The sequence below is a fragment of the Arthrobacter sp. Soil_C_60 genome (genome assembly GCF_057656375.1).
Genome location: NZ_JBDGKM010000008.1, coordinates 22,178 through 37,908 on the forward strand (window position 1 = coordinate 22,178; position 15,731 = coordinate 37,908).

Sequence of the window (15,731 nt, forward strand, 5' to 3'; positions counted from 1 at the left end):
TTACGGGCGGATCAAAAGTGCCTCACCGCGCTGCCGGCCGCCGGTGAGGCAACGCGCTACCGGGTCCGCGTGATCGATCCGGCGATCAGGGACACGAGACTGATAATCAGCGAGCCGAGCACCGCGGTCCAGAAAAAGGAATCCACCACAAAGTTCACCGGTGTGTAGGAAGAGAGCCAGGCCGTGAGCATCAGCATGAGTGCGTTGATGATGATGGTGAACAGACCCAGCGTCAGGATCGTGACGGGCAGCGACAGGAAGCTGACGATCGGCCGCACAATGGCGTTCACCAGCCCGAAAATGAGCCCGATAAAGAGGAACGCAAGTACGACGCCGGCCGTTGAGTTTCCCTGCGCAACTTCCGTTGCCGCTGCGCTTTCCACGGTAATGCCCGGCAGGACCCAGCTTGCTATCCACAGCGCCAGGCCATTGATCAGAACACGCACAATGAACTTTCCCATGGCTTCATGCTGTCATACCGCTGATCCCGGGGGCACCTGACCGGCGTGACAAACGCCTCGTTGCATCACCGTATTCTTTAACCCATGACTTCTACCCAGAACCCCACCAACGTAGCTGCGGTTCAGACGGCAGCCCAGGACCGTCAGATCCGTCCCCGCCCGGTCATGGACCGGTTGCCCAAGTACGCAGCGGGCAAACCGCCGGCCGTTATTGAAGGGCTGCAGCCGTACAAGCTCTCCTCCAACGAGAATCCACTCCCGCCGATCCCGGAGGTGCTGGAGGCTATCCAGTCCCAGCACAACATCCAGCGCTACCCGGATCCGCTGTCGACAGCCTTGCGCACCGAACTGAGCCGGTTCCTGGATGTGCCGGCTGAGGACATCGTCACTGGTGCCGGCAGCCTGGGCGCGCTGGTCCAGATCCTGCAGACCTTCTCCGGCCAGAGCGAGGACGGCACGGCGGACGAGGTCGTCTACGCCTGGCGCTCCTTCGAGGCCTACCCGATCATGATCGGCCTCTCCGGCGCAGCCAGCGTACAGATCCCCAATCAGGCGGACGGCTCGCACGACCTTGAGGCCATGGTGGCCGCAATCAGCGAGCGGACCAAAGTCGTCCTGCTGTGCACCCCGAATAATCCGACCGGTCCGGCCCTCACCACGGTCCAGGTGGAGGACTTCCTGGCCAAGGTCCCGCAGGACGTGGTGGTGGTCATCGACGAGGCCTACACCGAGTTTGTCCGGGATCCGGAAGTGGTGGACGGTATCAAGGTGTACAAGAAGTACCCGAACGTCATCGTCCTGCGCACCTTCTCCAAGGCCCATGGCCTGGCTAATCTCCGCGTTGGATACTCCGTCTCGAACCCGGAACTCACCCAGCACCTGCGGGTCGCCGCCACGCCTTTCGCCGTGTCCAGCCTGGCCGAGGATGCGGCAATTGCCTCGCTGAAGCACTACGACAAGGTTGTGGAAAGGGTACAAAGCCTCGTGGACGAACGCGACCGCGTGGTGGCCGGCCTGAGCGAGCTTGGCTGGAAGATCCCGGAGTCCCAGGGCAACTTTGTCTGGCTCCCGCTGGGCGAGAACGCCCAGGACTTTTCCGCCTACGCGGGGGAGCAAGCCCTCTCCGTACGGGCCTTCCCGAACGAAGGAGTCCGGGTCAGCATCGGCGAGGTGGAGGCCAATACCCGTTTCCTCGCTCTGTGTGCGAACTATACAAAAGGCCCCGGCGTTTCCTGACCGTAACAACAGCGGGGCTGAGGCCCGGTATCGTTAGGCTGGAACAGAAAACCGACCAATATATGCCTCGCGGGTAATGCATTCCGTTCAAGGCATATATCAGCAGCTAAGGTAACCGTCGACGGGCGGCATGCCGGCGAGGAGTTCGTATGGGCGCTGAGCACCTGCCCACCTCTGAATTCGACATTGAGGAACTTGAGCAGTCCATGACCTCCAGCGACCCCGCAGACGCTCCGGAAATGGTGCAGCTACTTGCCTCGGACGGAACGCTGCGGGAGGACGTCCAGTACGGGCCCTACGCCGCGCATCTGGACGGCGAGGCACTGCGCGGGCTGTACCGGGACATGTTCCTGGTCAGGCGTTTCGACCAGGAAGCCGTGGCGTTGCAGCGCCAGGGGCAACTGGTTATGTGGCCGCCGTTGCTGGGGCAGGAGGCCGCCCAGATCGGTTCCGGCACGGCACTGCAGGCAAACGATTATGTCTTCCCGACGTACCGCGAGCACGGTGTGGCGCTGACCCGCGGGCTCGAACTGTCCGCCTTGCTGAAGCTCTTCCGCGGTGTTTCCAGCGGCGGCTGGGATCCCCGGGAAAAGAACTTCCACCTCTACACGCTGGTCCTCGCCGCCCAGACCCTGCACGCCGTCGGCTACGCCATGGGTCTGCAGCGGGACGGCGAAGACGGCGTCAGTGTCGCCTATTTCGGCGACGGCGCCAGCTCCGAGGGTGACGTCCATGAGTCGATGGTCTTCGCGGCCTCGAACCAGTCTCCGGTGGTCTTTTTCTGCCAGAACAATCACTGGGCCATCTCGGTGCCTACCGAAGTGCAGTCGCGGATCCCGCTGTCGAACCGTGCCAGCGGCTACGGCTTCCCGGGGATCCGGGTGGACGGCAATGACGTGGTTGCCGTCCACGCCGTCATGCGTTGGGCGTTGGAGCATGCCCGTTCCGGCCGTGGCCCGGTGCTTATCGAGGCGTTCACCTACCGGATGAGCGCGCACACCACGGCGGACGATCCCACCAAGTACCGGCTCTCCGCCGAGGAGGACGCCTGGCGGGAAAAGGACCCGCTCAAGCGCCTGGACCGGTATCTGCGCTCCAGCAACACCGCGGATGACTCCTTCTTCGAGGAGGTCGCGGTCCAGGGCGACGAGCTGGCTGCCAAGGTCCGAGCCGAGGTCCTGGCCATGACCGGTCCCGAAATGGTGCAGAGCTTCAATAACGTCTACGCCGACCCGCACCCGCTGGTCGCCGAAGAACTCGCCTGGCACCGGGAGTACGAGGCGGGCTTCGCGGACGCCGACGAGGCAGGGGAGAGCAACTAGTGGCCAACATGACCATCGCCAAGGCCATTACCGCCGGCCTGCGCGAAACGATGAAGAACAACCCGAAGACCATGCTCATGGGCGAGGATATCGGCGCTTTGGGCGGCGTCTACCGGGTGACCGAAGGCCTGCAGGCCGAATTCGGCAAGACCCGAGTGGTCGACACCCCCCTGGCCGAATCCGGCATCATCGGCACGGCAATCGGACTGGCGTTCCGCGGCTACCGGCCGGTCTGCGAAATCCAGTTCGACGGTTTCGTGTTCCCGGGCTTCAACCAGATCACCACGCAGCTGGCCAAAATCCACGCCCGCAGTTCCGGCGATCTCAGCGCGCCCGTCGTCATCCGCATTCCCTACGGCGGTGGCATCGGCTCCATCGAGCACCACTCCGAATCGCCGGAGGCGCTCTTCGCGCACACCGCGGGGCTGCGCATCATTACACCGTCCAATCCGCATGATGCCTACTGGATGATCCAGCAAGCCGTCGAGTCGAACGACCCGGTCATCGTGTTCGAGCCCAAGCGCCGCTATTGGCTCAAGGGCGAAGTGGACACGGAGAGTCCCGGCCAGGACGCGTTCAGCGCCAAGGTGGTCCGCGAGGGAACGGACGCCACGATCGTCGCCTACGGCCCGCTCGTCCCGGTCGCACTGGCAGCGGCGCAGGCCGCCGAGGAGGACGGCAACAGCGTGGAGGTGATCGATCTGCGATCCATCTCGCCGATCGACTTCGACACCATCACGACGTCGGTGCACAAGACCGGGCACCTGATCGTCACCCACGAGGCACCCACTTTCGGCGGCGTCGGCGGCGAGATCGCCGCACGCATCTCCGAACGCGCGTTCCTCAGCCTCGAGGCCCCGGTCCTGCGGGTGGGCGGTTTCCATATGCCCTACCCCGTGGCCAAGGTGGAAGAGCACTATCTTCCGGACATCGACCGCCTGCTTGAGGCCCTCGACCGTTCCCTCGCCTACTGACGCATCGGAGTTTCCATGTCGAACATCGAATCATTCAACCTCCCGGACGTCGGCGAAGGCCTGGTCGAAGCCGAAATCGTCTCCTGGAAGGTCAAGCCCGGGGACACCGTCGCCGTCAACGACGTGATCGTGGAGATTGAAACGGCCAAGTCCCTGGTAGAGCTGCCCAGCCCGTACGCGGGCGTCGTGGCGGAACTGCTCGTGCCCGAGGGCGAGACCATTGAGGTGGGCACGCCGATCATCTCCGTGAACGTCGGCGGTGCCGGCCAGCCCGCACCCGTGAAGGACACCGGGGACGCGCTCCAGGCGTCCGCGCGTCCGGACAGCGCTGCCCTGCCGCAGGAAGCGCCCGCGAAAACGGAGGGCGATCCGCTGGCGGGCGCAGTCGAGGCAGCGCCGGCAGCCAGTGAACCGGGCATGGTCAGCGGGTCACTGGTCGGTTCAGGACCGAAGGCAGATGCCGTCAAGCGCCGCCCGCGCCGCACGTCCAGCCCCAGCCCCAGCCCAACTACGGACCAAACAACGACGGCGGCTCCCCACCACCACGGCGTCTCCGGTTCGGCGCCACAGCAGCATGCCCTGCACGTGCCGCCGGTTCCCTCGGCAGCGTCCCCTGACTCCGCCGTCGAAAGCGGACTAATCCGGGACGGTGCCAAGGGACAACAGCGCGGCGAGGCTGTCCAGGCCGCGGTGAACCGCTTGCTGACCCGCGTGCTGGCGAAGCCGCCGGTCCGCAAGGCTGCCAAGGATCTGGGGATCGATCTGGCGGACATCACCCCCACAGGCCGCGGTGGAGAGGTCACCAAGGCGGACCTGCTGAGCTATCAGGCACAGCGGGATGCCGAACTGGACCAGGCCGAGACCTTTTGGGCGCCGAGCAAGAAGCCGCAGAACCAGCGCATCGAACGGGTGAAGGTCAAGGGTGTCCGAAAGGCCACGGCTAAGGCCATGGTTGAATCGGCCTTCTCCGCTCCGCACGTAAGCATCTTCGTGGATGTGGACGCCTCCCGGACCATGGAGTTCGTCAAGCGGCTTAAGGTCAGCCGCGACTTCGAAGGCATCAAGATTTCACCGTTGCTGATTCTGGCTAAAGCGGTGATTTGGGCGGCAGCGCGGAACCCCTCCGTCAACGCCACGTGGACCGATGACGAGATCCTGATCAAGCACTTCATGAATCTTGGGATCGCCGCCGCCACGCCGCGCGGTCTGATGGTGCCGAACATCAAGGATGCACAGGATCTGTCCCTGAAGGAACTGGCCATCGCCCTCAACGAGTTGGCTACCAAAGCGCGCGCGGGCAAGACCCAACCTGCCGAGATGCAGGGCGGCACGTTGACCATCACCAACGTTGGTGCGTTGGGCATCGACACCGGCACGCCCATTATCAATCCGGGCGAAGTCGCGATCGTGGCCTTCGGCACCATCAAGCAGAAGCCCTGGGTGCTGGACGGGGAAGTCATTCCTCGCTGGATCACTACTCTTGGCGGCTCCTTCGACCATCGTGTGGTGGACGGCGACCTTTCCGCCCGTTTCATGGCCGACGTTGCCGCGATCATGGAAGAACCCGCGCTTCTGCTCGATTAAGTGCCGCGGAACGCGTAGTCGTCGACGGGATCCACGACGGAGGCACGATGGATCCCTTCTGCCGTGGGCTATGATCGAGCGCATGTGGCGTAAAGGAGACCATCCCGATGACCAGCACTGATCTGTCCGGTTCTGTTTCCACCGCGGACCTGTATGACGAGCGAGGCGAGGACCTCCAGTCGGTGCCGCTGCAGTTCCAGGACCTTGGTGGCAACGTGGCATTCAGCGGACCCATCCGTACCATTCGCTGCCATGAGGACAACGGATTGGTGAAATCCGTTCTGAATTCAGCAGGCGGAGGCTCGGTTCTCGTGGTGGACGGCGGCGGCTCGCTCAACACCGCCTTGATGGGGGATATGATCGCCGCAGCAGCGGTGGAAAACGGTTGGACCGGCGTCATCATCAATGGGCTCATTCGCGACCGCGCTGCCATTGCGCAACTGCCGCTGGGGGTCAAGGCACTGGGAAGCAACCCGCGCAAGAGTGCTAAGGACTCTCTCGGCGAGGTGGATGTGCCCGTCGAGATCGCTGGTGTGGCATTCCGGCCAGGTGCCATGGTTTATGCCGACGCGGATGGCATCCTCGTCGAGCGCTGACCATTCGAAAACGGGGACCGCCTGCGCCTGTGATTGACTTGGGCCATGAGCAATAACCGACCTTCAGGGTCCGGCAACCGTCCCGACGTGCCTAAAATCGACTGGCGCCGCACCCTTTGGGGCATGGCCGTCATATTCCTGCTGAGCTATGTATTCATATTTCTGTTCCCGGGCATGAACGGCATTCTGCGCATCATCCTGGTCCTTGGTCTCTACTTCGGCGGCCGCTATGTCTACTACAAGTACCTCAAGAAGCGCTGATAGCTGCTACCGGACGCCCATAGCCTCCTGCAACACGGGCGCCAGCCGGCGCACGCCCTCGCGGATGTTCTCTGTGGACACCGCGCTGAATGCCAGCCTGAGCTTGCTGGAGGGATCATCAGAGGGGGTGAAAGCGGCACCGGGAATGAAGATGACGCCGGCGTCGATGGCCTTGTACAGCAGCGGATAGGTATCGATTCCCTCCGGCAGGCTCACCCAGACGAAGAAACCGCCCTGCGGCTGCGTCCAGCTGACGCCCTCCGGCATGAAGTCTTCGAGCGCCTGGAGCATGGCTGCGCAGCGCTCGGAATAGAGGCTGCGGTACGTGGTGATCTGGCCGCGCCAATCGTGGCCGTCCAGGTACTCCGAGATGAGCATCTGGTTTAGTGTGGGCGGGCAGAGCGTGACTGCCTCGCTGGCCAGGTAGAAACGCCGCTGCAAGTGCGCCGGAACCAGGGCCCAGCCGATCCTCAGACCGGGCGCGAGAATCTTCGAGAACGAACCCATGTAGATCACGTCGTCCGGGTTGCCCGCGCGGAGCGGGGCGATCGGATGGCCATCGAAGCGCAGCAAGCCGTACGGGTTGTCCTCGATAATCAGGATGTTCGCGTCCTGGCAGATCTCAACAATGCGCTGCCGGCGCTCTGCGGCGAGCGTGATGCCCGACGGGTTGTTGAAGTTGGGGATGGTGTAAAGGAACTTGATATTGCCGCCGGCAGAACGGACCTCATCAATGCGCCGCTGCAGTTCATCGGGAACGAGGCCGAGCCCGTCCATAGCCACGGCCGCCACCGTGACTTCATAAGCCTCGAAAGTGTTCAGGGCACCCACATAAGTCGGGTCTTCGCAAAGCACAACGTCGCCGGGATTGCAGAAGACCTTGCAGGCGACGTCCTGGGCGGACTGGGAACCGGTGGTGATCACCACGTTTGCCGGGTCCGCATCCTCAATGCCTTCCTCGGCCATGACTTCGCAGGCCTGGGCCCGAAGCCGCTCGGTTCCTTGGCCGCCGCCGTACTGGAGGGCTGTTAGGCCTTGCTCGGTAATGAGGCGGTAGGCCATCCCGCCGAGCTTCTCCAGGGGCAGGGACTGCAGGAACGGATTCCCCCCGGCAAGAGAGACGAGGCCAGGCTGTAGCGAAATATCGAAGACATCGCGAACGGCGGATTGCTTGATTTTAGCTGCCCGGTCGGAGTAAAGGCTATGGTGCCGGTGCGAAGTGACCGCGCGCTCAAGGGCAACTTCGGTTTCGGTTGGCATGTCGGCAGAAGCTGAAGATTCCTGTGTTCTCACTCACACAGGATAACCCGAACAGTTGCCCTCAAGGCAACAGCTGTTTTCTATTTGTGCTGTTGGCCTCGTGCCTCGCGACTACAGCCAGCCCGCTTCTTTGGCCTTTAGCGCTGCTTGGAAGCGGCTTTCGGCGCCCAGTTCTTCGAGCATCCATGCGATATGCCGGCGGCAGGTCCGCACGCTGATGTCCAGCCTTCGTGCAATCACTTCGTCGGAGTAACCGGCAGCCATGCCCCGGAGAACGGACCGCTGAATGCTATTGAGGTCAGCAGGGTTTCGGCCTTCCGTCTCCCAGCCGTAGGGGGTGGCCAGTTCCCATGCCACATTGAATAGCTGCGTGAATACATGGATCAGATTGACGTCACGCACCACCAGAGCCGCTCGATCGTCCGCGTCCAATTGGCGGGCTACGAGTGCCAAGGACTGGTCGAAGATCAGGACTTTCAGTGGCACGTAGGGCAAAGTCCGATACTCCAGGCCCGCAGGGGCTGTGGCGGCGACCGCCTTCCGGGTAGGAACGTGATCCAGTGTGCTGGCATTGTAGAGATTTTTTCTGACAATCCCGCGTTCCAGCAGTTCCAGGTCCTTCTGGATGCCCTCTTCATGAACCTCGGCCGTAGATCCTGAGCCAGGCTGGCTGATCAGGACCTGTTCTGTGACATCCCGCCCATAGTCCATCAGCAGCTTTCGAATTACCCCAGGGTCTTCGAGTATTTCGATGGACGAATCGAGAGCGATTCGCTTTCGTGCCGCAAGATATGTGGGGACCAGCGAAGCCATATCGCTCCGGTGGCCGCTGATTTTGGCGCGTAGATCGATAAGAAGGCGTTCGTCGGCCTCGACTAGCTGCGCCAAGGCCACGTCCGGAGAGATGGCCGTAAAGCAGTCCACATCAGGCGCCGGCTGTTGGAACAGGCGTCGTCCGGTGAGCTCAGTAATGGCGCTATTGAGATCCCGAATGGTGTAGCCGAGTGCAGTCGAAGCGGACTCCTTGGTCCAGTCCGGGTGGGTTACCGCATATTCATAAAGCTCAAAGGCTGTCCCACTCAACATCTGGTGCCCCCTCAAGCATGATTCGTGGCATGTAACTATTTGCCATGTCCGGTATATGCCACCCAACTGTAGTGGTCATACTCAAATCATACTCATGTTGGAAAATCCTTGAATCAGGCGGGAATCCGCGGTTTTGACCATGCGTTTGGACATTCATGAACGCCGGGACTCGTCCCGATAAGGGCATGTCATGATGTTGCCCCCATATTGACTGGACAGCATGCAGGGCGACGCGGAACTCTTGAAGAGTCGGGGGAACGATACTCGATGGATTGCCACTCACATCGAAGGGGAATGACATGTTCAAGAAGATCGCCGGCATAACGGCAGGTCTACTGCTTGCTGTAGGCGCGGTCTCGGCGGCCACTCCTGCAGTGGCAGTCGACCAGAGCCAGCAGTCCAACGCAATCGTTACGGCTGCCTGGGACTGGTAATAAGCTGCCCCACCGCAACAGCATACCCGCTGATCCCGTAACCAGGACGGCAACGGCTATTCCTCCCCAACCACCAGCGAGCAGATCTAGGAGAAGCGCATGAGCCAGCTGACAGCCGTACGCTCTTCGGAAAAGCTCAGTCTCAAACGCTACTGGTGGGTCCTGTCTATTTACACGGGTAGACAAGACGTAGCCGAAGCCGTCATAGGAGAACTGGTTACACCACTGGTGGCCCACGCTCGCCGCGAAGGCGTGGGCCGCTGGTACTTCAGCCACCATGTTGATGAGGTGGGGCCTCACATAAAGGTCCGGTTCCTGGGCCATCGCTCAGCCCTTGATAGCCTCCAAAGGTTTGAGCTGGCGGCCCGGAACCGGCTCCTTGAAATCCTGCCAACAGTTCGAGTCCAGCAGCACTATGTCGTGTCGCCGGACAATATAGATCTGGTCGGCGCTCTGGGATCGGATTCTGTCGCTTTAGTGCAGGAATCGGATCTGGACAGATTCGGCGGGCTCGAAGGGCTTGAACTTGCCGAAGAGGTCTTTGAACTGTCTTCTGAACTTGGTAGCTGGGCAGCGCAACGGTTCAACAAGTCGCAGGGCCGCACTGCCCTTGGTGCCCTATTGCTCTCCGATGCGGCTTGGGCCATGCTCAACGGGCCGAAGGCTCCGCAGTGGCCCGACCGCCGCCGGCTCTCCTGGGATTACTGCTGGGACAACCACCTTCGTGTTTCGACCATGGAACTTGGACGTGGCGCTGCCAAGGCCCGCCTCGGTTTGACTGCCACCCTGGCGCCGAAAACCGCACCGATGCACCGACTCATGGCCGCTACGGCAGCCGAAGGAAGCGTGCAAAACTGGCGTCGCCGCTGGAAGCGGGCTATTGACGCCTACCTGTACCGGGCAGATAAATCGAGGGTTAGCCGCGGTGCACAGAATCTGACTTTCAGCCAGTCACATCTGATGATGAACCGCTTGGGCTTCACACTGTGGGAAGAGGCGGCTTTGGGAATTTATGCCCGCGCCTGGACCCCGGAAACTGAGTCCGCTCTGTTGGAGAAGAGAAGACGATGACTCCCTATGGCATCAAATCGGCGCCCGTGGGCCCTCTGGCACCCGGCAACGCAGAACAAGGCCCGGCTTCAGCACTCGACCAGATCGGAGTCGTGGGAGCCCACGGCCAGGATGGCGATCTGTGGAACTTGACTGGGAGCGATTACTCGCGAGATGCAGCTTGGGCAGACCACGCCTGGCAGTAAATCCCGCACCATAACCCCATAAACCACTGGCCGGAGCTTCCCCCAACGGCTCCGGCCAGTTACCCCCCAAAAAATACTACTGGCCGGAACTTCCCCCAACGGTTCCGGCCAGTTCCCCCAAGGCTTACTGGCCGGAACTGCCCCCAACGGTTCCGGCCAGTAAGCTGTTCGGGGCCAATCAGCACGCTCCCCGGATACGCGCTGGCTGATGACTACTTCACGTCGAGGAGTTTTTCAATTGGGATGCCGTTAACCAGCACTATGGCTTCGGCAACACCGGCGGCTGTGGCGGCGGTCTGTTCCAGCTGAGCTTCAATGCGAGGACCATCACAGGTTCCGTCGACGGTGACACTACCGGACAGATTAACTGTCACGGTATCGCCGTCTTGACTACCGCTCTGATAAGACAACGCGGAGGAACTCAGCGCGTTATAGAGGCCCGACTCGCTTAGAAACTCCTGCTTGTTTGCTAACAAGTGTGTCATGCTCGCCCCAAGCTGATCGGTGAATGTTACAGGTTGTGTAAGGGTCGCAACGAGGCTGTCTCCGCACCCTATACCGCTGCCTGAGGTCTCCTCGCCGGCAAGCCCGATGTAGTAGACGGTCAAGGGAACTGTAATGGGGGCCTGTGCAGCTGGCGCTGGTGCTTCGGGAACGGCAGGTCCGCGTCCGCTGAGGTAATCCTCAATCCGAATCCCGTTGACCAGGATGATGGCCTCCCCAACTCCGGCGGCAGTGGCTGCGGTCTGTCTTAGTTGCCATTCCAAGCGCGGGTCATCGCACGAGCCTCCGGATTTGAGCTCGCCGGCAAGGTGGACGGTGACGGTGTCGCCATTGATCCTGGCGCGTTCGAAGGTCAGCGTGGATTCGTGGAGGGCGTTGTAAAGCCCGGATGATCCATGCAATCTGTCCCTCTCGGCGAGCAGGCGCTCGATGCTGGCCTGCACCTGATCCTGAGTCTTGACAGGCTCCGTATACGTGGCGACGAGGCTGTCCCTGCAGCCGATCTCCGCGCCAGAGACTCCGCCGTCTTCTACGGCAATGTAATACATCGTCAACGGAACTCCTGCCCCGTTCTCGGACCTCACCGAAATTTCCGGCTGGGCGACGGGCGCTGCAGCCGTTTCCTCGGTCGGTGCGGGGGCCTTCACAGATGGTGCCGATGCCGCTGGCGGTGCTGATGGGCCGTGAGCCGGAGCCGTTGGCGGGGCAATGGCCTGCGGCTCGGCAGCGACCGTGGCCGGTGGATTTGCCGTTGGCGACTGCCCTTGACCGGTCGGAGGGCTGCACGCTGTCAGAGCCAGCAGCAGTGCTGCCGATGCGGTCCCCAGAACCCGTTGCTTGCTCATGTTGACCCCCTGGAAACGTGATGCCGCCGGGACGAGGATGCTCATGCATCCGCTCAGGGGCCGGTGGCCTGTGGTTATCACTCACGATACGCGCGAAAGAACCAGCCACAAACGGGTTTCCGGTCACCATCCCGTTGCAGGTTTGTCACGTCCCGGACTCGTCGATCAACACAGTTCTGACACCGGATAGTCTTGGGCTCCCGTTTGTTGTCCCGCTTCACAATTCGTTGAAAAGTTCAATTCAGTGCCGCTGAGGTGCGTCACCGAGTATCGTGTCTATAACGATGAAGTGATGTGTTTGACGTCACAAAACGAGTCGCGCAGACTGATGGGTGAACACCCGTTCGTTACGCGAACATTCAGGTTATCCCGGGTCTCCAGGGGATCACTAAGGAGTAGAAATGAAACGTAGACTGACCGCGCTTGTGGCCGCAGTTTCAGTGCTCGCCCTATCTGCCTGCGGCAGTGGCTCCCCGAGCGGTGGCGGCTCCGAGGCTCCCGCCGACGCCGGTAGCGGCGGACTGACCAAGATCTCCGTCGGGGTGATCCCGATTGTGGATACGGCACCCATCTGGCTCGGTGACGAGAAGGGCTTCTTCGCCGAAGAAGGTCTAGAGCTGGACCTGCAGACCGCTACCGGCGGAGCCGCGATCGTTCCCGGCGTGGTCAGCGGCAGTTTTGACTTCGCTTTCTCCAACCTGATTTCGGTCATGGTGGCGAACGACAAAGGACTGGACCTGCAGTTCGTTGCCAACGGGGCCTCCACAACCGGTGAAGAAGGGTCAGGTTTCGGTGCCGTGGTCGTTCCTGAAGATTCCGATATTCAGTCCGCGGCCGACCTCGAAGGCAAGACTGTTTCGGTCAACAACCTCTCCAATATCGGCGACACGACCATCAAGCACGTGGTTGAACAGGACGGCGGGAATCCGGACAACATCGACTTCGTGGAAGTAGCATTCCCGGACGCTCCGGCGGCACTCCAAAACGGCCAGGTCGATGCCGCGTGGATCCTGGATCCGTTCCTGACACAGGCGCGGTCCGAGGGGGCCCGTGTGGTGTCGTGGAACTTCACGGAGATGCACCCGGAACTCGACATTGCCGGCTACTTTACGACTTCCGAAAAGGTTCAGAGCGAACCGGAACTGGTGGAGAAGTTTACCAGGGCTATGAACAAGTCCCTTGAATACGCGCAGGAGAACCCGCAGGAAGTCCGCGACATCGTGGGAACCTACACCGAAATCGATGCTGAAACCCTCGCAGAGCTGACCTTGCCGGAATACCGCCCGGAATTCAGCCGTGAAGCGGCCCAGACGCTCGGCGAAGCGGCCGCAAAATACGGCACGTTGAGCGAGGCCCCGAACCTGGATGAGCTGCTGCCATGACCCAAGAAGCCGTAACAACAAACAGTGCTGCGCCCATCCCACGGGGCAGACAGCAGCCAGCAAAGAAGCTGCCGTCGAAGCAGCTGCTTGGGATCGCGGGCATTATCGGGTTCCTGCTGCTGTGGGAGCTGGTTCCCCGGGTGGGCATCGTTGAGCCCCGCTTCCTGCCGCCGGCCAGTGAGGTCATCGCGGCGCTGATCACTGACTTCGGTTTGACGGCGTTCTGGGTTGCGGTAGGCGAGACCATGCTGGCCTGGGCGATCGGTCTGGTGATGGCGATCGTGCTGGCCGTGGTGCTGGGCTTCATCATCGGTTCATCGATGTTCCTGCGGAAGTTCACCAACTCGACCGTGGAGTTCCTCCGCCCGATCCCGTCGGTGGCGCTGATCCCGTTGGCCGTGCTGCTGTTCGGCGTGAAGATCGAATCAACCCTGATGCTGGTGGTCTACGCATCGTTCTGGCAGGTCTTCATCCAAGTGCTCTACGGAGTGGCCGATGTGGACAATGTGGCGATGCAGACCGCAAAGTCCTACGGCCTGGGCGCCATGGCCCGGGTCCGCCACGTGGTGTTCCCGACGGCGCTGCCGTACCTGATGACCGGCATCCGCCTTGCAGCCTCCGTGGCGTTGATCCTGGCGATCACGGCCGAACTGGTGATCGGTTCCCCCGGTTTGGGCAGGGAGATCGCCCTGGCCCAGTCCGGCGGCGCGATCTCGGGGATGTACGCGCTGGTACTCGCGACCGGCCTGATCGGCGTCGTCATTAATCTGGTCATGCGTTTCATTGAGCGCAAGACCCTGTCCTGGCATTCCTCGATCCGTTCGGAGGTGATCGTATGAGGTTCTTGAAGACTCTCGGATACGTGCTGGCGCTGCCTCTGATCCTGGTTGCAATTTGGTGGGCTTCGACGCTGGGGGAGACGAATTTCTTCGTGCCGACTCCGGCCCTGCTGGCGGAGGCATTTGCCGAGACATGGTTCGGGGAGCGGATTCTCTCTGATGTGCTGCCCAGTATCGGGCGGTTGGTCGTCGGGGTGGTCTCGGCGATCATCATCGGCATTGTCGCGGGCCTGTTGATCGGTTCGGTCAAGTGGCTTCGGGACCTGACGGAACCGGTGCTCGAATTCTTCCGCGCCATTCCGCCGCCGGTCCTGGTGCCGGTGCTGATGCTGCTGATGGGCATCACGGACGGTATGAAGGTCGCGGTGATCATTTCGGGCTGCGTGTGGCCAGTGTTGCTGAACACCATCGAAGGTGTCCGCGCCATTGATGGGGTGCTCTCGGATTCGGCGCACACGTACGGCATTCAGGGGTGGGCGCGGGTCAAGTACCTGGTGCTTCCCTCGGCCGGGCCGCAGATTATGGCCGGTATCCGCCAGTGCCTGTCCATCGGTTTGATCCTGATGGTCATTTCCGAAATGTTCGCCTCGTCCTCGGGGCTCGGCTTCACGATCGTGCAGTTCCAGCGGTCCTTCGCGATTCCGGAAATGTGGTCCGGCATTGTGGTCCTGGGCCTGATCGGCGTCGCCTTGTCATTCATCTTCCAGTGGACCGAGCGGCGTGTGCTGCGCTGGTACCACGGCCTGCGAGAGGTAGAAAATGCAGTCTGAAACAACACCCGGAACCACCCCCGCCCCGGCAGGCAAGACCCTGCCCGGGAACGAGGCCATGCTCTCGGTCCGGAACCTGAAGAAGGTTTACAAGACCGACGGCGGCGATATCGAGGCCGTGCGGAACCTGACTTTCGACCTGAAGGCCGGCGAGCTGGCCTGCCTGGTCGGCCCGTCCGGCTCCGGCAAGACCACCCTGCTCAAGTGCATCTCCGGGCTGATGGCACCGACCGAGGGCGAAGTGCTCCTGAACGGCACACAAGTCTCCGGGCCGCCGAAGAAGATGGCCGTCGTGTTCCAGGAATACGGCCGCTCCCTCTTCCCCTGGATGCGGGTGCGCGAAAACGTCGAGCTGCCGCTGAAGAACCAGGGCGTGCCCCGTGCCGAGCGGGACAAGCTCGTCGACGACGCGCTGGAGGCCGTGGGACTGTCCCACGTGCCGCAGTCCTACCCCTGGCAGCTCTCCGGCGGCATGCAGCAGCGCGTGGCGATCGCCCGCGCCGTGGCGTACCAGCCCGAGGTGCTGCTCATGGACGAGCCGTTCGCGGCCGTGGACGCTCAGACCCGAGCGGACCTGGAAGACCTGATCCGCACCGTCTGGCGCAAACTCGGCGTCACGGTCCTGTTCGTTACCCACGACATCGACGAGTCCGTCTACCTCGGCGAACGGGTGATCATCCTTTCCAGTTCGCCGACGGTCATCCAAGAAGACCTGGCCATCGACCTGCCGGACGAGCGCGACCAGCTCAACACCCGTTCGCTGCCGCGCTTCACCGAACTGCGCCACCACGTCTACGAACAGATCCAGCTCGCCAAGCAGGGCCACCGCCCCGCGGCTGCGGTGCAGACCGATTCCGGCGCAGGTTCCGCCACTGCCTGATACGTCCTGCCAGAACGGAAAGCGCCGACCTCCCCGCAGGG

At 62.1% G+C, this 15,731-nt stretch carries 16 protein-coding genes; 12 read left to right on the forward strand and 4 right to left on the reverse strand.

The window, feature by feature from the left end; translation table 11 throughout:
• Positions 1 to 56 precede the first annotated feature (56 nt).
• A complete protein-coding gene (locus tag AC3A4M_RS15720; protein ID WP_498736771.1) occupies positions 57 to 461 on the reverse strand; it encodes a phage holin family protein in 405 nt (134 codons plus the stop codon).
• A gap of 84 nt (positions 462 to 545) precedes the next feature.
• Between AC3A4M_RS15720 and AC3A4M_RS15725 the strand changes: the two genes are divergently transcribed.
• The 6 genes from AC3A4M_RS15725 to AC3A4M_RS15750 all read left to right on the forward strand — a co-directional run bounded on the left by AC3A4M_RS15725 (position 546) and on the right by AC3A4M_RS15750 (position 6,434).
• Positions 546 to 1,697, forward strand: coding sequence for a histidinol-phosphate transaminase (locus AC3A4M_RS15725; RefSeq protein WP_498736773.1), 1,152 nt, complete (start codon positions 546 to 548; stop codon positions 1,695 to 1,697).
• Positions 1,698 to 1,846: 149 nt separating this feature from the next.
• Positions 1,847 to 3,019, forward strand: coding sequence for a pyruvate dehydrogenase (acetyl-transferring) E1 component subunit alpha (pdhA, locus tag AC3A4M_RS15730; protein ID WP_498736775.1), 1,173 nt, complete (start codon positions 1,847 to 1,849; stop codon positions 3,017 to 3,019).
• Positions 3,019 to 3,993, forward strand: a complete 975-nt coding sequence (locus AC3A4M_RS15735) for an alpha-ketoacid dehydrogenase subunit beta (protein ID WP_101632544.1) — start codon at positions 3,019 to 3,021, stop codon at positions 3,991 to 3,993. Before pdhA ends, AC3A4M_RS15735 begins: the two co-directional genes overlap by 1 nt.
• 15 nt (positions 3,994 to 4,008) lie before the next feature.
• Positions 4,009 to 5,577, forward strand: coding sequence for a dihydrolipoamide acetyltransferase family protein (locus tag AC3A4M_RS15740; RefSeq protein ID WP_498736777.1), 1,569 nt, complete (start codon positions 4,009 to 4,011; stop codon positions 5,575 to 5,577).
• A 107-nt stretch (positions 5,578 to 5,684) separates the two neighbouring features.
• On the forward strand, positions 5,685 to 6,173 hold the full coding sequence (rraA, locus tag AC3A4M_RS15745) for a ribonuclease E activity regulator RraA (protein WP_498736779.1): 489 nt from the start codon (positions 5,685 to 5,687) through the stop codon (positions 6,171 to 6,173).
• 45 nt (positions 6,174 to 6,218) lie between these two features.
• The gene (locus AC3A4M_RS15750; RefSeq protein ID WP_139006979.1) at positions 6,219 to 6,434 is read left to right on the forward strand and encodes a hypothetical protein; all 216 of its coding nucleotides are present in this window, start codon (positions 6,219 to 6,221) and stop codon (positions 6,432 to 6,434) included.
• 6 nt (positions 6,435 to 6,440) lie between these two features.
• Here the strand turns inward: AC3A4M_RS15750 and AC3A4M_RS15755 are convergent, their stop codons facing one another.
• The gene (locus AC3A4M_RS15755) at positions 6,441 to 7,694 is read right to left on the reverse strand and encodes an aminotransferase-like domain-containing protein (RefSeq protein WP_498736781.1); all 1,254 of its coding nucleotides are present in this window, start codon (positions 7,692 to 7,694) and stop codon (positions 6,441 to 6,443) included.
• 111 nt (positions 7,695 to 7,805) lie between these two features.
• Positions 7,806 to 8,795: a helix-turn-helix transcriptional regulator gene (locus AC3A4M_RS15760; RefSeq protein ID WP_498736783.1), complete on the reverse strand. Its 990-nt coding sequence runs from the start codon at positions 8,793 to 8,795 to the stop codon at positions 7,806 to 7,808.
• A 284-nt stretch (positions 8,796 to 9,079) separates the two neighbouring features.
• Between AC3A4M_RS15760 and AC3A4M_RS15765 the strand changes: the two genes are divergently transcribed.
• On the forward strand, positions 9,080 to 9,214 hold the full coding sequence (locus AC3A4M_RS15765; RefSeq protein ID WP_498736785.1) for a hypothetical protein: 135 nt from the start codon (positions 9,080 to 9,082) through the stop codon (positions 9,212 to 9,214).
• Positions 9,215 to 9,313: 99 nt separating this feature from the next.
• Positions 9,314 to 10,285 carry a lantibiotic dehydratase C-terminal domain-containing protein gene (locus tag AC3A4M_RS15770; RefSeq protein ID WP_498736787.1) on the forward strand — a complete coding sequence of 324 codons (972 nt, stop codon included), beginning with the start codon at positions 9,314 to 9,316 and terminating at the stop codon, positions 10,283 to 10,285.
• Between the two features lie 397 nt (positions 10,286 to 10,682).
• Here the strand turns inward: AC3A4M_RS15770 and AC3A4M_RS15775 are convergent, their stop codons facing one another.
• On the reverse strand, positions 10,683 to 11,522 hold the full coding sequence (locus AC3A4M_RS15775) for a GerMN domain-containing protein (protein WP_498736789.1): 840 nt from the start codon (positions 11,520 to 11,522) through the stop codon (positions 10,683 to 10,685).
• Between the two features lie 698 nt (positions 11,523 to 12,220).
• Here AC3A4M_RS15775 and AC3A4M_RS15780 point away from each other — a divergent pair.
• Genes AC3A4M_RS15780 through AC3A4M_RS15795 form a run of 4 tightly spaced genes read left to right on the forward strand, consistent with a single transcriptional unit; the run spans position 12,221 to position 15,690 of the window.
• Positions 12,221 to 13,201: an ABC transporter substrate-binding protein gene (locus AC3A4M_RS15780; protein ID WP_498736791.1), complete on the forward strand. Its 981-nt coding sequence runs from the start codon at positions 12,221 to 12,223 to the stop codon at positions 13,199 to 13,201.
• Positions 13,198 to 14,040 (forward strand): ABC transporter permease, encoded by an 843-nt coding sequence (locus AC3A4M_RS15785; protein WP_498736793.1) that lies wholly within the window; start codon positions 13,198 to 13,200, stop codon positions 14,038 to 14,040. Before AC3A4M_RS15780 ends, AC3A4M_RS15785 begins: the two co-directional genes overlap by 4 nt.
• Positions 14,037 to 14,810, forward strand: a complete 774-nt coding sequence (locus AC3A4M_RS15790; RefSeq protein WP_498729616.1) for an ABC transporter permease — start codon at positions 14,037 to 14,039, stop codon at positions 14,808 to 14,810. Before AC3A4M_RS15785 ends, AC3A4M_RS15790 begins: the two co-directional genes overlap by 4 nt.
• Complete coding sequence (locus tag AC3A4M_RS15795; RefSeq protein ID WP_498729614.1) at positions 14,800 to 15,690, forward strand: ABC transporter ATP-binding protein; 891 nt, start codon at positions 14,800 to 14,802, stop codon at positions 15,688 to 15,690. The genes AC3A4M_RS15790 and AC3A4M_RS15795 overlap by 11 nt, the downstream gene beginning before the upstream one ends.
• Positions 15,691 to 15,731: the final 41 nt, after the last annotated feature.

Bases quoted from the DNA above. Each gene is read 5' to 3' on its own strand.
- rraA (WP_498736779.1), top strand. From the start codon at position 5,685: ATGACCAGCACTGATCTGTCCGGTTCTGTTTCCACCGCGGACCTGTAT.
- AC3A4M_RS15775 (WP_498736789.1), bottom strand. From the start codon at position 11,522: ATGTATTACATTGCCGTAGAAGACGGCGGAGTCTCTGGCGCGGAGATC.
- AC3A4M_RS15795 (WP_498729614.1), top strand. From the start codon at position 14,800: ATGCAGTCTGAAACAACACCCGGAACCACCCCCGCCCCGGCAGGCAAG.
- pdhA (WP_498736775.1), top strand. From the start codon at position 1,847: ATGGGCGCTGAGCACCTGCCCACCTCTGAATTCGACATTGAGGAACTT.
- AC3A4M_RS15790 (WP_498729616.1), top strand. From the start codon at position 14,037: ATGAGGTTCTTGAAGACTCTCGGATACGTGCTGGCGCTGCCTCTGATC.
- AC3A4M_RS15720 (WP_498736771.1), bottom strand. From the start codon at position 461: ATGGGAAAGTTCATTGTGCGTGTTCTGATCAATGGCCTGGCGCTGTGG.
- AC3A4M_RS15780 (WP_498736791.1), top strand. From the start codon at position 12,221: ATGAAACGTAGACTGACCGCGCTTGTGGCCGCAGTTTCAGTGCTCGCC.
- AC3A4M_RS15750 (WP_139006979.1), top strand. From the start codon at position 6,219: ATGAGCAATAACCGACCTTCAGGGTCCGGCAACCGTCCCGACGTGCCT.
- AC3A4M_RS15740 (WP_498736777.1), top strand. From the start codon at position 4,009: ATGTCGAACATCGAATCATTCAACCTCCCGGACGTCGGCGAAGGCCTG.
- AC3A4M_RS15785 (WP_498736793.1), top strand. From the start codon at position 13,198: ATGACCCAAGAAGCCGTAACAACAAACAGTGCTGCGCCCATCCCACGG.
- AC3A4M_RS15770 (WP_498736787.1), top strand. From the start codon at position 9,314: ATGAGCCAGCTGACAGCCGTACGCTCTTCGGAAAAGCTCAGTCTCAAA.
- AC3A4M_RS15765 (WP_498736785.1), top strand. From the start codon at position 9,080: ATGTTCAAGAAGATCGCCGGCATAACGGCAGGTCTACTGCTTGCTGTA.
- AC3A4M_RS15755 (WP_498736781.1), bottom strand. From the start codon at position 7,694: ATGCCAACCGAAACCGAAGTTGCCCTTGAGCGCGCGGTCACTTCGCAC.
- AC3A4M_RS15725 (WP_498736773.1), top strand. From the start codon at position 546: ATGACTTCTACCCAGAACCCCACCAACGTAGCTGCGGTTCAGACGGCA.